Source organism: Streptomyces sp. NPDC059003, from assembly GCF_042740445.1.
Lineage (GTDB): Bacteria > Actinomycetota > Actinomycetes > Streptomycetales > Streptomycetaceae > Streptomyces.
In genome coordinates this window covers 20,709-36,357 of sequence record NZ_JBHYJH010000095.1, presented here as the reverse complement: position 1 = coordinate 36,357, position 15,649 = coordinate 20,709, and the positions used below count along the sequence as shown (strand labels likewise).

Genomic DNA, 15,649 nt, shown 5'->3' with positions numbered 1-15,649 from the left:
TGCGGATGGACGGACCGACCGAAGAGGTCCTGAAGGAGTACGAGAAGTTCACCGGCAAGTGAGGCCCGAACGCCGAGTAAACGCCGAATAAGGGCACGTATCCCTTTTGTCGCATGAACGCATGGATCCATACACTATGGGTGCGTCAGCGACAGAAGGAGCGCCTGTGCAGCCACGGCTGAGTGTCGTCGTCCACGGCCGCAACGTACAAGGCCACCTGACCGAGAGCCTCCAGGACCTGGCGGACCAGGTGGACCAGGCGAACCCGGCCGCCGGTCTCGACGTCGTCGTGGCCGCCGTCGGCCCCTCCGCGCAGGCCGCCGCCGCCCGCCACCCCGCCCTCACCGTAGTCCCGCTGCCCGAGGGCACTCCGGACGGCGCGGCCCGCGCGGCCGGCGCCGAGCGGGCGCGGGGCCGCTGGCTGCACTTCGTGCACAGCAAGGACAGCGTGCCGACGGGCGCACTCCGCGCCGTGGCGCAGCGAACGGCCGAGCTCGACGGCACGGTGGCCGACCACGACGGCACGACGGCCCAGCTCGACCACACGACGGCCGACCCCGACGGCACCGTGGACGTGCTGCTCGTCGACCACGTGCGCTCCACCTGGCGGCACGCCAAGGTGCCGGGCCCCGACGCCGGGTTCCTGGCGAAGCCGGGCCGCCGCGCGGTCCGGCTCGCGGACTGCCCGGACCTGACGCGGGTCGCGCCGCTCCTCGGCAACCGGATCGTGCGGGCCGCCTTCTGGCGCGCGCACCAGGACCAACTCGCCTCCGACGACGAGCTGTTCGTGGCGTACGCCGTCCTCCTCGCCGCCGACCGCGTTGCGACCCTCGACCTGGTGGCGCTCGACGACCGCCGCCCGCGCCCGGAGAGCCTGCCGCCCGCCACCCCCGAGGACCACTTCGCGCTGATCAGCACGTACGAGAAGCTGCTGCGCCTCGCCGCCGAGCGCGAGGCGGGCCCCGGCCCGCGCGGCATCCTGTACGACGCGATGGCGACCGCCTGCCTGCGGACCGTGGCCCGCGCGGGCCTCCCGGAGCCGGTGGCCCGCGCGTTCTTCCACCGCGCGTCACAGGCCGCGCTCGCGCTGCGCCCGCCGGGCCACCGGCACCCGGGCGGCTTCGAAGGCGTGCGCCGCAAGCTCCTCGAAGAGGACGCGTACACCAAGTACCGCGCCTTCCAGTACGCGAACCGCAAGCGCCGCAAGGTGAAGTCGGCGGCGGCGAGCGGGAGGCGCACGGCGGGCGCGAAGGTCCGTGACGTCCAGTACCACCGGGACCTGCGCCGCCCGCTGGATCCGAACCTCGCGGTCTTCTCGGCGTACTGGGACCGGGGCGTGGCCTGCAACCCGGCCGCCGTCGCGGCGAAGCTCCGCGAGCTCGCCCCGCACATCCACCCGGTGTGGGTCGTGTCGAAGGAGAACGAGCCGCTGCTGCCCCCCGGCACCGACCACGTCGTCCCCGGCACCCGCCGCTACTGGCAGGTGCTCGCCCGCGCGCGGTACCTGGTCAACAACGTCAACTTCCCCAACGCGACCGTCAAGCGCCCCGACGCGATCCACCTCCAGACCCACCACGGCACCCCCCTCAAGCGCATGGGCCTGGACCAGCTCGACTACCCCGCCGCCGCCAAGGGCCTGAACTTCCACAGCCTCCTGGCGCGCGTCGACAAGTGGGACTACAGCGTCTCGGCGAACAGCCACTCCACGGAGATGTGGGAGCGCGCCTACCCCTCCCGCTACACGACGCTCGACTACGGCTATCCGCGCAACGACGTGTACTACACGGCGACGGCGGCCGACGTGCGGGCGGTCCGCGACCGCCTGGGCATCGCGCCGGGCAGGCGGGCCCTGCTCTACGCCCCCACGCACCGCGACTACGAGGCGGCCTGGAGCCCGCGCCTCGACCTCGCGGCCCTCGCCGACCGCCTCGGCGAGGACACGGTGCTTCTGGTGCGCGGCCACTACTTCTACGGCGGCGCGCCCTCGTCGTCGGCGGCGGGCCTGCGGCGCGCGGGCCGCGTCATCGACGTGTCCGCGTACGACCCGGTGGAGGAGCTCGCCCTGGCGGCGGACGCCCTGATCACGGACTACTCCTCGATCATGTTCGACTACGCCAATCTGGACCGGCCGATCGTCGTGTACGCCGACGACTGGGAGACGTACGCGAAGACGCGCGGCGTGTACTTCGACCTGCTCGCGGAGCCGCCGGGTGCGGTGGCCCGCACGCAGGAGGAGCTGACGCGCGTCCTGACGTCGGACGCCTGGCGGGACGAGGCGTCGGGGAAGGCACGGGCGGCTTTCCGGCGCCGCTTCTGCGAGTTCGACGACGGGCGGGCGGCGGAGCGGGTGGTACGCCGGGTGTTCCTCGGCGAGACGGACGTGCCGCCGGTCGTCCCGCTCGACGCCCGCACCCCGGCGCCCACGCCCGAGGAGGCGACCCGATGACCGCACCCGACGTCACGATCACCGTGATCGCCTACAACGACGCGGACCGCCTGCCGAGGGCGGTGGAGTCGCTGCTCCGCCAGACCCACCCCCACATCGAGATCATCATCAGCGACGACCACTCGACGGACGAGACGCCGCGGGTGGCAAGGGCGTTGGCGGCGGCCGACGAGCGGGTCAGATACGTCCGCCTGCCGTCGAACAGCGGCGGCTGCAGCGCGCCCCGCAACCGGGCCATCGAGCTGGCCCACGCCCCGTACCTGATGTTCCTGGACAGCGACGACGAACTCCCGCCGCGGTCCGTGGAGTTGCTGCTCGCCGCGCACGCCGAGCGCGAGGTCGACTTCGTGATGGGCGCGGTGGAGCGGGTGCGGGTGGACACGGGGCGCACGTCGACGTGGATGCCGCACCTGGTGGCCACGCGCCGGACCGTCGAGGGCATCGCCTCCGAACCGGCCCTCCTCTTCGAGCACCTCTCCACGAGCAAGATGTACCGGAAGTCCTTCCTGGACCGGAACGGCCTCCGCTTCCCCGAGGGCATCCACTACGAGGACCAGCTGTTCTCGGCGCAGGCGTACTGCCTGGCGCGGGCGTTCACGGTGATCCCGGACCCGGTGTACCGCTGGTACATAGAGCCGTACGCGACCGGGCCCTCGGCGTCCATCTCCAACCAGCGGCACAAGCTGAGCAACGTCCGCGACCGCGTCCACGTACAGGGCCTGATCGACGACTTCCTCGCCGCCAGTGGCCACGCGGGGCTGCGGGAGGCCAAGGACTACAAGTTCCTCAAGCACGACTTCCGGATGTACGCGGGGGACGTGCCGTACCGGGACGAGGAGTGGCTGCGGGGCTTCGCGGAGATCGTGAACCCCTATCTGGCGGGCCTGTCGCAGGCGGCGTACGAGCGCCTCCCGCGCGCGGAGCGCGTGGTGCTGCAGCTGATACGGGACGGGCGCCTGGCGGACGCGCGGCTTGCGGCCCGCGGCCTGGGCCACGGGGTGGCGCCGCGCGAGGTGACGGCGGGGCCCGACGGCCGCCTCTACTGGGGCGACCGGGTCCCGGAGTCCGCCTCGTCCCGCCACGAACTCGACGTCACGGACCTCGGGTTGGACACGCGGCCCTTCGCCGGCGCCCAGTTCCGCCACGAGATCACGCGGATCGAGCGGGGCGGGGGCGCGGCGCTCCGCCTGACGATCCGCACGTACGACCCGGGCCTGCGGCTGCCGGTGGGGCCGCAGGTGGCGAGGGTCGTCGTGGCTCCGGGCCGCACCCGCCTCACCGTCCCCTTCCGCCTGGACCCGGTCCGGCCCGGGGTCTTCGAGGGCGAGGCCGTCCTGGACCCGACGCAGGCCCACCTCCCCTTGACGGGCTTCGAGGGCACCCGCCACCCACTGATCCGGCTGACCCTGGGCCAGCTCCACAACTCGGGCCTGCTCCTGGCCCCCCTGACCTTCCCCCGCCTGACGGCCCACGTGAACTACCACGCGGGCCTCACCCCCCACGTGGTCACCGCGGAACCGGAAGGCCGGGGCACGGGCCGCCTCCAACTCACCTGGACCCCGGTGGGCCCCACGACCCGCGTCCTCCGCCCCGCGTCCCGCCACCTCACAGGCCCCCGAACCACCCGCCTGCGCCAGGCAGCCCGCCTAGCCGCAAAAGCCCTCCGCTGACCCCCCTTCCCCACCCACCCGCCCCCACCATCCGCGTGCACACACCCCCACGGGGGCAGCCCACCTCACCCCACCACCGCGTACAGAACCTCCCCCCGAGCCCCCTCCGCCACCCGCCGCAACGCGGGATCCCCCTCCCCCAACCCCCCGTCCCCGGGGCGGGCGACCACCCACCGCACCCCGTACCGCCGCAGCACCGCAAGCCGCTCCGCCCGCGACGTCCCGTCGGCGAAGTAGCGCCGCACGGCCTCCTGCCGCGCCCCCTCGTCCGGGAGGAAGAAGTCCGGGTAGCCGGGCGCCACGGTGTACGGCCCGTACGCCGGGATCTGCCGGGCGGGGAACGTCTTCGCCATGACGACGTCCCCGTACCGCACCCACGGGGTGAGCCACCGGTATCCGGGCCACGGCTCCCGGCACTTCGCGGCGACGGCGGACGGCAGCGCGCCGCGGGGCAGGACGTAGCCGAGGGTGCCGGACTGGGTCCAGGCGCCCACGGCCAGGGCGAGGGCCAGGGCCGCGGCGAGGGCGCGCCGGGCCGGCGCGCGCACGGCGGCGGCCGCCTCCACGGCGGCCGCGAGCTGCGCGGGGATCAGCGCGGCGGGCAGGACCCGGCCCCACGCGTAGTGCCCCGTGAGACCCCCCGCCGCGAACACCACCGCCCCCAGGGCGAAGAACAGCACCAGCGGATCCCGCCGGTCCCGCCGGAAGCGGAGGGCAAGCGCGGCCACCCCCACCAGGACGAGCCCGAACCGACCGGCCACGTCCCGGTAGAGGGAGCGGTGGATCTCCTCCAGGCCCCCGCCCGCCCCGAAGAGCCCGAAGAAGGAGTAGTAGGGCCAGAGGGCCAGGAGCAGCAGGCCCAGGGCGAGGCCCGCGCCGAGGCGCGCGAGGACCGGCCGCGAGGGCCGGGCGCTCAGCACCAGCGCCAGCGCCCCCAGCGACGCGACCACCCCCGAGAACTGGTGGGTGAGCAGGACGGTCGCCCACAGCAGCCCCAGCCCCGCGAAGCGCCCCCACCCCGCGCCGTCCCGCAGGGACCTCCGCAGCCACGCCCACAGATGGAAGGCGAGCCCCAGCGCGAACGTGCTGGGATACGCCACCGTCAGGGCCAGCGAGCCGAGCCCGAGGAAGCCGCTCCACTCGAAGAGGGACGGGCCCCAGAGAAGGACGAGACAGAGCAGGGCCAGCGGCGGCGCCGCCCGCCGGTCCGTCAGCGCCCGGACGAAGCGCCAGACCCCGGTCACGAGCACCGCGAGCCCCACGACCGCCGCGAGCCGCAGCACGCCGAACGTCCCGGCCCCCGTCACCTTCGCGAGGGCGCCGAGGAGGACCGTCCACGGGGAGTAGTAGGGGCTCGGGGTGTCCTCGCGGACGAGGGGGTCGCCGGGGTGGACGAGGTCGTGGCGGAGGCGTTCGACGGTGGCGGCGTGGATGCCCAGGTCACCCCGCCAGGGGAGGCGGACGATCACGGCCAGGAGCAGGGCGAGGACGGCTACGGCAACGGCCCACAGGGCCGCCGTGGACGGTTCACGCGCTCCGCGGGTGGGCCGCACGGTGCTGGAACACCCAGGTCCGGTAGACCAGGAAGCGGAAGGCCGACGCGAGGACGATGGACTGGGCCTTGGCGACGTTGGAGCCGAGGGGGCCGTTCATGCCCGCCCCGTGGTACGCGGCGTAGAACAGCACGGTCTCCATCGCGACACCGATGCCGCTGAACACGAAGAAGAGGGCGATCTGCCGCTTCGTCCGCGTCGCGCGGTCCCGGTACGCGAAGAAGCGGAAGCCCAGGTAGTTGGTGCCCATGGCGACGACGCTCGCGAGGACCGTGGCCGTCATGGGCCCTGAGCCCATGCCGTGCAGCAGGAGGTTGAAGACGACGAAGTTGACCGCGACGCCGCTGCCGCCGACGACGCCGAACTTGACGAGTTCGAGGCAGAAGCGGCGCACCCGGGCCGCGGTGAGGCCGGACGCCAGGGGCGGTACGGGCGCCGCCGCCGGCGCCTCGTGCAACGTGCTGCTCGTCATCCGCGCGGCTCCCGGCCACCGCCGGGCCCGGGCCGCGGCACCCGCGCCCCCCGAGCCCCGCGTTCATCGCGTTCACCGCGCAGCCGCAGCTTCCACGGCATGACCACCGACTCCAGCTGCACCATCAGATTCATCTTGGACTCGCCGACGGTGCGGTCCTCGAAGTGGATGGGGACTTCGAGGACGTCGAAGCCGCGGCGCAGCGCGCGGTACTTCATCTCGACCTGGAAGCTGTAGCCCGCGCTGTCGACCGTCGCGAGGTCGACGGCGCGCACGGCGTCGGCGCGCCACAGGTTGAAGCCGCCGGTGATGTCGCGGACGCGGGTGCCGAGGACGGTGCCCGCGTAGGCGTTGGCCCAGCGCGAGAGGAGCTTGCGGTGGACGCCCCAGGCGTCGGAGAGGGTGCCGCCCTGGACGTAGCGGCTGCCGACGGTGACCCCGGCGTCGGTGGCGAGGGCCACGCCGAGGAGCTCGGCGATCTTGTCGGCGGGGTGGCTGCCGTCGGCGTCCATCTGCAGGACGTAGTGGGCGCCGTCGGCGACGGCCCGGGCCATGCCCGCCGCGTAGGCGCGGCCGAGGCCGTCCTTCTCGGTGCGGTGCAGCACGCTCATGCGCCGGGTTCCGTACGTGGCCTCGACGTGCCGCGCGCGCTCCTCGGCGATGTCGCCGGTGCCGTCGGGGCTGGAGTCGTCGACGACGAGGAGGCTGAGGCCCGGCAGCGGCAGCGCCATCAGGGCGTCGGCCATGCCGGGCAGGTTGCCCGCCTCGTTGTACGTCGGCATGACGACGGTCAGCGGCGTGGCCGCCCACTCCTCGGGCAGCGTGCCCGCGCCGAGCGACCGGACGGCGCGCTCCGCCGCGTCCAGGGGACTTGCTTCTGTCATCGGCTTACCCTGCGACCTTCCCGAAATAATGTCATCCACCGTACCCCAAATGCCCGATTTGACGGCACATGGCACGCGCCGGGCACGCCGCAAAAACCGGGGCGCCCCGCACCGTGCGGTGCGGGGCGCCCCAGGCAACGTACCGGTTACCCCCGGAAACGTACCGGTCAGGAGTGCGTGCGCAACAGCGTGCGCATCGTCCTCATGGCCACCGACAGGTTCGCGAGGTCGAACGCGTCCGAGCCCTGGATCTCCTCCAGGGTCGTCCTCGCGCGGCCCAGGATCGCGGCGTTCTTCTCCTCCCACGCCTTGAACCGCTGCTCCGGCGTCGAGGTGCCGTTGCCCACGGCGAGCACGTCGGCCGTGAGCGCCGAGTGCGCCGCGTACAGGTCCTCGCGGATGGAGGCGCGGGCCATCGACTGCCAGCGGTCGTTGCGCGGCAGCTCGATGATGCGGTCCATGAGCTGCGTGATCCGCAGGCGGTCCGCCAGGTCGTAGTAGACCTCGGCGACGTCCAGCGGCTCCTTGCCCATGCGGTCGGCCACGGCCACGATGTCGAGCGCCGGGAAGGCCGAGGAGAAGCCGGCCACGCGCTGGGCCAGCTCGTCCGGCACTCCGGCGCCGACGAGCTCCTCGCGGATGTTCTCGTACCACTCCAGGTCGGAGCCGCGCACCAGCTTCGGCAGCTGGGACCAGACCTGGGCGACGCCGTCGCTGAAGAACGCGACCGTGTCGGCGAGCTGGAGCGGCTGCGGCCGGTTGTTGAGCAGCCAGCGCGTGCCGCGCTCGACGAGGCGGCGGCAGTGCAGCCGCACCCGGGTCTGCACCTCGGCGTCCACGACGTTGTCGAGCTCCTCGACGGCGTCCCACACCTCGCCGAGGCCGAAGATCGCGCGGGCGGCCAGCTGGGCCCGGACGATCTCCTCCAGGGACGCCCCGGTCTCCTCGCGCAGCCGGTGCAGGAACGTCGAGCCGCCGCTGTTGACGGTGTCGTTGACCAGGACCGTCGTGATGATCTCGCGGCGCAGCGCGTGCGCCTCGACCTGCTCGGGGAACTTCTCGCGCAGCGCCTTCGGGAAGTACGCGTGCAGCAGCCGGCGCAGATACGGGTCGTCGGGCAGCGAGGTCTGGATCAGCTCGTCCGCGGTCACGATCTTCGTGTACGCGAGCAGGACGGCGAGCTCGGGCTGGGAGAGCCCGCGCCCGGAGTTGAGCAGCTCCCGGATCTGCCGGTCGTTCGGCAGGAACTCCAGGGACCGGTCCAGATGGCCCTCGCGGCCGAGGCGGCGCATGAAGCGCTGGTGCGCGTGCAGCAGCGACGGCGACTCGAAGACGGAGTTGGCGAGCGCGGTGTTCTGCGCGTAGTTGTTGCGCAGGACCAGCTGGCCGACCTCGTCGGTCATGTCGGCGAGCAGCTTGTTGCGCTGCTTGACGGTCATGTCCCCGGCCTGCACCACGGCGTTCAGCAGGATCTTGATGTTCACCTCGTGGTCGGAGGTGTCCACGCCCGCGCTGTTGTCGATCGCGTCCGTGTTGATGCGGCCACCGGCGCGGGCGAACTCGATCCGGCCCAGCTGGGTCAGGCCCAGGTTGCCGCCCTCGCCGACGACCTTCACGCGCAGGTCGGCGCCGTTGACGCGGATGGCGTCGTTGGCCTTGTCGCCGACGTCCGCGTGGGACTCGGCGGACGACTTCACGTACGTGCCGATGCCGCCGTTCCACAGCAGGTCGACCGGCGACTTCAGGATGGCCTGCATCAGGTCGGCGGGCGTCATCTTCGCGCTGCCGGTCTCGATGCCGAGGGCCTCGCGGATGTGGGCGTTGAGCTGGATCGCCTTGGCCGTGCGCGGGAAGATCCCGCCGCCCGGGGAGAGCAGCTCCTTGTTGTACTCCGCCCAGCTGGAGCGGGGCAGCTCGAACAGGCGGCGCCGCTCGGCGTACGAGGTGGCCGCGTCCGGGTTCGGGTCGATGAAGATGTGCCGGTGGTCGAAGGCCGCGACCAGGCGGATGTGCTCGGACAGGAGCATGCCGTTGCCGAACACGTCGCCGGACATGTCGCCGACGCCGACCGCCGTGAAGTCCTCGGTCTGGGTGTCGTGGCCCAGCTCCCGGAAGTGCCGCTTCACGGACTCCCAGGCGCCGCGCGCGGTGATGCCCATGCCCTTGTGGTCGTAGCCCGCGGAACCGCCGGACGCGAAGGCGTCACCGAGCCAGAAGTTGTACGACTCGGCGACCTCGTTGGCGATGTCCGAGAACGTCGCCGTGCCCTTGTCGGCCGCGACCACCAGGTACGTGTCGTCCTCGTCGTGCCGCACCACGTCCGCCGGGGGCACGACCTCGCCCGCGACCAGGTTGTCCGTGATGTCGAGCAGCGCCGAGATGAACGTCTTGTAGCAGGCGACGCCCTCCGCCAGCCACGCGTCGCGGTCCACGGACGGGTCGGGCAGCTGCTTGGCGACGAAGCCGCCCTTCGCGCCGACCGGCACGATCACCGTGTTCTTCACCATCTGCGCCTTGACCAGGCCGAGGATCTCCGTACGGAAGTCCTCCTTCCGGTCGGACCAGCGCAGACCGCCGCGCGCGACCTTGCCGAAGCGCAGGTGCACGCCCTCGACCCGCGGCGAGTACACCCAGATCTCGTACGCCGGACGCGGCGCCGGCAGGTCCGGGATGGCCTGCGGGTCGAACTTCATGGAGACGTAGCTGTGCGGCTTGCCGCCCGCGGCCTCCTGGCCCCTCTTGTCGCTTCCCTCGCTGGCGCTCTGGAAGTAGTTGGTCCGCAGCGTCGCCTTGATGACGGTGAGGAACGAGCGCAGGATGCGGTCCTCGTCGAGCGACGCGACCTGGTCCAGGGCGCCGTCCAGCTCCTCCAGGAGCCCGTCGGTCAGCTCGGTGCCCGCGCGCTGGCGGTCCGGCGACATCCGGGCCTCGAAGAGGGAGACGAGCAGGCGCGTGGTGTGGACGTTGTTCCGGAGGGTGTCCTCCATGTAGTCCTGGCTGAAGGTGGAGCCCGCCTGGCGCAGGTACTTGGCGTAGGCGCGGAGCACCATCGCCTGCCGCCAGTTCAGACCGGCGCGCAGGACCAGGGAGTTGAAGCCGTCGACCTCGGCCTCGCCGGTCCAGGCGGCGCCGAAGGCCTCCTGGAAGCGCTCGCGGCCGTCGTCGCCCAGGTAGTCGCCGTTGCCGTTGCCCAGCTTGGGCAGGCGCAGGCCGAAGTCGTAGATCCACGCGTTCGTACGGTCCGCGCAGCGCAGCTCGTACGGACGCTCGTCGGTGACCTCGACGCCCAGGCGCTGGAGCACGGGCAGGACCGCGGACAGCGAGACCTGGCCGCCCGAGCGGTAGATCTTGAAGCGGCGCTCGTCGGGGGCGGCGCCCACCGGCTCGTACAGGCTGAGCGCGAAGTCCTTGTGGCCGAGCTTGAGCTGCTCCAGGTGGACCAGGTCGGCGACCGCGGCGCGCGGCGTGTGGTCGGCCTTGTAGCCCTCGGGGAAGGCGCCACCGTACCGGCGCAGCAGCTCCGCCGCGCGCTCCTCGCCGAACTCGGCGGTCAGCGCCTCGCCGAAGCCGTCGGCCCAGGAGCGGGCGGCCTCCACCAGGCGGGCCTCGATGCGCTCGACGTCGGCGTCGGAGAGCGCGGGGACCTCGCCGCCCTTGGGGACGCGGACCACGAAGTGGATGCGGGAGAGGATCGACTCCGTGTTCCAGGCGGTGAAGTCGACGCTCGCGCCGTTCAGCTCCTCCTTGAGGATGTCGATGATGCGCAGGCGCACGCCCGTGGTGTAGCGGTCGCGGGGCAGGTAGACGAGCGCCGAGTAGTAGCGCCCGTACACGTCCTTGCGCAGGTAGAGCCGCAGGCGGCGGCGCTCCTGGAGGTACAGGACGCTGGTGACGATCGACCGGAGCTCGTCCGCGGGCGTCTGGAACAGCTCGTCGCGCGGGTAGGTCTCCAGGATCTGGAGCAGGTCGCGGCCGTCGTGGCTGTTGGGCGAGAAGCCCGCGCCCTGCAGGACGTCGGCGACCTTGCGGCGGATCACGGGGACGCGGCGCACGGACTCGGTGTACGCGGCGCTGGAGAAGAGGCCGAGGAAGCGGCGCTCACCCACCACGTTGCCCTCGGCGTCGAACTTCTTCACGCCCACGTAGTCGAGGTAGGACGGCCGGTGGACCGTCGCCCGGCTGTTGGCCTTGGTCAGGACGAGCAGCTTGTGCTCGCGGGCCTTGGCGCGGGCGTCGGCGGGCAGGCGGTTGAAGGACGGGCCCGCCGGGTGGTGCTCGTCGCCGCTGTGCTGGGGGTCGGAGCGCAGGATGCCGAGGCCGGTGCCGGGGACGGCGGCCAGGGAGTCCTCGTCCGTGAGGTCGTACTCGCGGTAGCCGAGGAACGTGAAGTGGTCGGCGGCCAGCCAGCGGAGCAGCTCGCGGGCCTCCTCGACCTCGTCGCGCACGTCGTTCGCGGTCGGCTCGGCGGGCAGCTCGTCGGCGATGCGCAGCGCGGCCTCGCGCATCTTCTCCCAGTCCTCGACCGTCTCGCGGACGTCGGACAGGATGCGCAGGAGGTCGTTGGTGATCTGCTTCAGGTCGGCGCGGTCGGTCTCGCGGTCGATCTCGACGTGGATCCACGACTCCGTGAGCGTGTCGTGCGGCCGCTCGGCGCCGGCGCCCCGGGTGTCCGGCAGGACCTCCAGGAGCTTGCCGGTGAGATCGCGGCGGACCATGACCTGCGGGTGGATGACGACGTGGATGCCGCGGCCCTGCCGCGACAGCTCGTTGGTCACCGAGTCGACGAGGAAGGGCATGTCGTCGGTCACCACTTCGACGACGGAGTGGCTGCAGGTCCAGCCGTTCTCCTCGACCGTCGGGGTGTGCACCCGGACGTTGGCCGTGCCCTGCGGGCGGCTCTCCGCCAGGCGGTAGTGCGAGAAGGCGGCACCGAAGACGTCGACCGGGTCGCGGTCCGTGAGGTCCTCGGGGGCCGTGTGCAGGTAGTAGCGCTGGAGGAACGCGAGGACGGCGGCGTGGTCCGGGCCGGACCCGGCACCGCTCTCGCCCGTCGACCCGGTCGGTGCTCCCGTTGGCAGGCGCCCCCCGACCGGGCTGTTCTCAGCTACCCGGGCGGCCCGCGCGAGCAGCTCGGCCTTGGCTTCGTCCAGCTTGGTCTGCATTGTCCTCTGACTCCTGTCGCGCGCCGTTGCGTGACGTAGAAGGAAGTGATGTGCCATAACGTCGCGACCCGGGGTCTCCGGTTCCTGTCGACGTTATGCCGCGATGAGCGGTGAGCGGGCGGAAATCCGCCATTCCCGCGGGATGCGCCGACCGGTCCTGAGGGCCGCGCCGACTGCGGGATCCGCACCGCGAAGAGACGTCAGCGAGGCGCCCGCCACGGATGTCCTCCGTGGTCACCGGGCGCAGGGCGGAGGCAACGGTGCCCCCGCGGGATATCGCGCTGATCACGGGACAAGGCTATCGCCCCCCACCGGGAACTCGTCATGAGCCGTATGTGTACAAAACCTGGGGCTGAACTTTGACAGTCTGCACAGTCCGCCCCCGCGATCCGCCCCTCCCGACTCCGGACGCCCCCTTGGCAAACCGCACCGCTGGATGCACGTTGAGCGGGACGGGCGCCTGACGAGCCCGATGAGCCCGGCGAACCCGACGAGCAGGGGAGCGAACAGCGATGGCAGCCAAGATCCTGATAGTCACCGGTGACGCGGCGGAGTCACTGGAGGTCCTGTACCCGTACCAGCGACTGCGTGAGGAAGGGTACGACGTCCACATCGCGGCCCCCTCCCGCAAGAAGCTCCAGTTCGTCGTGCACGACTTCGAGCCGGGCTTCGACACGTACACCGAGAAGCCGGGCTACACCTGGCCCGCGGACCTCGCCTTCGCCGAGGTCGACCCCGGGCAGTACGTCGCGCTCGTCGTGCCCGGCGGGCGCGCGCCCGAGTATCTCCGCGGCGACCCCGAGCTGCGCAAGATCCTCAAGGCCTTCTTCGACGCGGACAAGCCCGTGGCCCAGATCTGCCACGGCCCCCTCCTGACCGCCGCGATCGGCGGCCTCTCGGGGCGCCGCGTCACGGCCTACCCGGCCCTGGAACTCGACATGCAGGCCGCGGGCGCCACCTTCCAGGACGCGGAGGCTGTGGTCGACGGCACGTTGGTCTCGGCCAGGGCTTGGCCGGATCACTCCCGTTGGATGCGGGAGTTCCTCACGGTGCTCAGGGCCAAGGCCCCCGTGACGTAGCGGGTCACCCTCTTGAACCCACCCACCCGCCCATGACAACCGCCGCACTGCCTGCTGCCCCTGGCGGCTGTGGGCGATCCCGCGTGCTGCCGCCGCGGCTGTGGGCAATCGTCCCGCAGGGCGGGACGGGTGGGCACAGCCCCATGGGACCGGTGCCGGAACGACTACGCCCCCCACCCGACGGGCGCCGCCGCTCCGAGGTCCAGCGGGCCTACGCGACCAGGGCCTCCGCCATATCAACCGCCTCCCCCAGGCTGTCGACGACCGGCACCCCGGCGACCTCAAGGCTGCCCCGGCTGTGCGAACCCCCCGTGTACAGAACGGCCCGCGCCCCCACCCGCTCCGCCGCAACCGCGTCGTCCACCGCGTCCCCGATCACCACGACCCGCTCGGCGGCTATCCCACCCAGCTCCCCGAGGTGCCGCACCATCCGCTCGGCCTTCCCGGCGTGCGACGCGTCCGTGCGCCCGTCGATCCGTACGAACCGCTCCGCGATCCCGTGCCGCCGCACCAGCGGCACCAGCTGCTCGTGCGGCGCGAGCGAGAGCAGGGACTGCGTCCGCCCGGCCGCCTGCCGCGAGGCGAGCAGCTCCGCCGCGCCCTCGGCGAGCCCGCACGCGTCCACCCGCGCCCCGTAGTGCTTGTGGAAGACCGCGTCCATCACGAGCCACTCGTCCTCGGTGGGCAGCCGCCCCATCAGCCGCTCGTAGAACCGCGGGACCGGCACGCAGTACAGCTCGCGATACCGCTCGAGCGTGATCGGCTCCAGACCTATCTCCGCGAACGACGCGTTCGTCGCGCCGATCACGGCGTCGATGTCGTGCAGAAGTGTCCCGTTCCAGTCCCACACGATGTGGGCCCCGTGCGCCCCGCGCTGCAGCTTCCCCATACCGAAAACCGTACCGGGCCCCACTGACAACCCGCCCCGAATATCACTCAGGCCCAGGTCAGCGCCCTGGCCCGGCTCAGCTCACCCGCTACTCGGTCCCCACCAGGTTCGGGATCTCCTGCGTCGCATACCAGAGCAGCTCGTGGTCCTCGGACCCGTCGACGACGAACTGCGCGTCGTCGTCCCCCCGGTCCGCCGCACCGAGCGCGGCGGCCGCCGCGGCGACGTCCGTCTCCGCGTCCCCGGCGTCCACGTGCACCGCGGCCGCCTTGGCCAGCGGCAGCGGGCCCGCGACGCGCACCTCGCCGAGCGTGCTCTGGTCGAGGCCGCGGTCGGGGTCGGCGACGGCGGCGCTGTCCGGCACGTCGGCGGCGAGGACGACGCGCCGCCGCGGGGCGTCCGGCTCGCCCGCGAGGAGGCGCAGGGAGGCGAGCGCCGCCCGGTTGAGGGCCGCGTACTCCAGCTCCTCGATGTCGTCCGACACGTACCACTCGCGCAGCGCGGGCGTGACGGCGTACGCGGTCAACGGCCCGGGGCCCAGCTCACCCGCCCCGTGCGCCTGCGCGAGACGGGGCAGAGTGAGGGGTACGTACACGCGCATGGCTGGCCGCTTTCGTCGTCTTGGTCGGCAGGGTCGTCGTGGCCGTCGTGGTGGTCGTGGCCGGGGTGCGCTCCGGGGTCTCCAGGACTCCCGGGACGGGCCTTCAGGATACGTGCGCGCGTCCCCCTTCGAGGTGCTGCCGGGGCCCACGGCCCCGTCCACTCCGGTACGGGCCGTCACCCGCCCCCGCCCCGGCATCCCGGGCCCGACGGCACCCCTCGCCACCCTGATGAGTGAACCCCGCCGACGCCTCCGCCCCGCCTCGCCGAACGTTGCCACCGCCGCCCCGGCGGCCGTACAAGATCCTCAGCGCAAGTTACCCCTCGGTATCCGACCGCGCCCCGAACGGAGGCCCCACCGTGCCCGCCGAGCCCACCCCGACCGCGCGCCCCCTCCCGAAGATCCTGACCAGGCCCCGCCACCCCGCGGGCACCCGGCCGCCCGCGGGCCGGCCGCCCGGCCGCCGCGATCCGCGCCGCCCCGGCACGCGGTCGCTGAGAATCCCCGCGCAGCCGCCCCCGCACCCCGCCGAGCTCTTCACCGAGCTGCTGTTACTGGTGCTCAGCGGCCAGCGCCCCGTCCACGCGGTGGCCCGCCACATCGCCCACACCGCGTACGACGACCTGGTCCACCTCGCCGAGCTGCTTCCGCTGCGCTCCGTCGGCGGCCACCGGCCCGCGGTCCAGCGCGTCGGCCACTACGAGGTGCGCCCCGGCGTCTTCGAGGTCTTCGCTCGCGTCGGCGCGGGCCAGGCCCTGCGGGCCCTGGCGTTCCGCCTCCACAAGGGCGACGACGAACGCTGGCGCTGCACGGCCGTGGAGGTGGACGCCCGCGACGCCTGAACACACACCGGAGGGCCGGACACCCCAGTGCCCGGCCCTCCAGTGACAGCA

Annotated in this window: 10 protein-coding genes; 4 read left to right on the top strand and 6 right to left on the bottom strand. The window is 72.7% G+C overall.

Translation table 11 applies throughout. The features are described from left to right. Positions 1-136: 136 nt before the first annotated feature. Together ACFWZ5_RS28590 and ACFWZ5_RS28585 are read left to right on the top strand one after the other, a co-directional pair. On the top strand, positions 137-2,446 hold the full coding sequence (locus ACFWZ5_RS28590; RefSeq protein ID WP_384797982.1) for a CDP-glycerol glycerophosphotransferase family protein: 2,310 nt from the start codon (positions 137-139) through the stop codon (positions 2,444-2,446). Beyond that, positions 2,443-4,116, top strand: coding sequence for a glycosyltransferase family 2 protein (locus ACFWZ5_RS28585; protein ID WP_384797949.1), 1,674 nt, complete (start codon positions 2,443-2,445; stop codon positions 4,114-4,116). The genes ACFWZ5_RS28590 and ACFWZ5_RS28585 overlap by 4 nt, the downstream gene beginning before the upstream one ends. 65 nt (positions 4,117-4,181) lie before the next feature. Here ACFWZ5_RS28585 and ACFWZ5_RS28580 read toward each other — a convergent pair whose 3' ends face one another. The 4 genes from ACFWZ5_RS28580 to ACFWZ5_RS28565 all read right to left on the bottom strand — a co-directional run bounded on the left by ACFWZ5_RS28580 (position 4,182) and on the right by ACFWZ5_RS28565 (position 12,187). Continuing rightward, positions 4,182-5,669 carry a hypothetical protein gene (locus ACFWZ5_RS28580; RefSeq protein ID WP_384797952.1) on the bottom strand — a complete coding sequence of 496 codons (1,488 nt, stop codon included), beginning with the start codon at positions 5,667-5,669 and terminating at the stop codon, positions 4,182-4,184. Next, entirely contained in the window at positions 5,644-6,141 is a 498-nt protein-coding gene (locus tag ACFWZ5_RS28575) for a GtrA family protein (protein ID WP_384797955.1), read from the bottom strand. Before ACFWZ5_RS28575 ends, ACFWZ5_RS28580 begins: the two co-directional genes overlap by 26 nt. Continuing rightward, a complete protein-coding gene (locus ACFWZ5_RS28570; protein WP_384797958.1) occupies positions 6,138-7,025 on the bottom strand; it encodes a polyprenol monophosphomannose synthase in 888 nt (295 codons plus the stop codon). The genes ACFWZ5_RS28575 and ACFWZ5_RS28570 overlap by 4 nt, the downstream gene beginning before the upstream one ends. Before the next feature lie 167 nt (positions 7,026-7,192). Further along, positions 7,193-12,187 carry an NAD-glutamate dehydrogenase gene (locus ACFWZ5_RS28565; protein ID WP_384797961.1) on the bottom strand — a complete coding sequence of 1,665 codons (4,995 nt, stop codon included), beginning with the start codon at positions 12,185-12,187 and terminating at the stop codon, positions 7,193-7,195. Between the two features lie 512 nt (positions 12,188-12,699). Between ACFWZ5_RS28565 and ACFWZ5_RS28560 the strand changes: the two genes are divergently transcribed. Continuing rightward, positions 12,700-13,266, top strand: a complete 567-nt coding sequence (locus tag ACFWZ5_RS28560; protein WP_384797964.1) for a DJ-1/PfpI family protein — start codon at positions 12,700-12,702, stop codon at positions 13,264-13,266. Between the two features lie 211 nt (positions 13,267-13,477). Here ACFWZ5_RS28560 and ACFWZ5_RS28555 read toward each other — a convergent pair whose 3' ends face one another. Both ACFWZ5_RS28555 and ACFWZ5_RS28550 read right to left on the bottom strand, forming a co-directional pair. Then, positions 13,478-14,155, bottom strand: a complete 678-nt coding sequence (locus tag ACFWZ5_RS28555; RefSeq protein ID WP_384797967.1) for an HAD family hydrolase — start codon at positions 14,153-14,155, stop codon at positions 13,478-13,480. An 88-nt stretch (positions 14,156-14,243) separates the two neighbouring features. Next, positions 14,244-14,756, bottom strand: a complete 513-nt coding sequence (locus tag ACFWZ5_RS28550) for a DUF6912 family protein (RefSeq protein WP_384797970.1) — start codon at positions 14,754-14,756, stop codon at positions 14,244-14,246. Positions 14,757-15,115: 359 nt separating this feature from the next. Here ACFWZ5_RS28550 and ACFWZ5_RS28545 point away from each other — a divergent pair, with 359 nt between their 5' ends. Further along, on the top strand, positions 15,116-15,598 hold the full coding sequence (locus tag ACFWZ5_RS28545) for an Rv3235 family protein (protein WP_384797973.1): 483 nt from the start codon (positions 15,116-15,118) through the stop codon (positions 15,596-15,598). Positions 15,599-15,649: the final 51 nt, after the last annotated feature.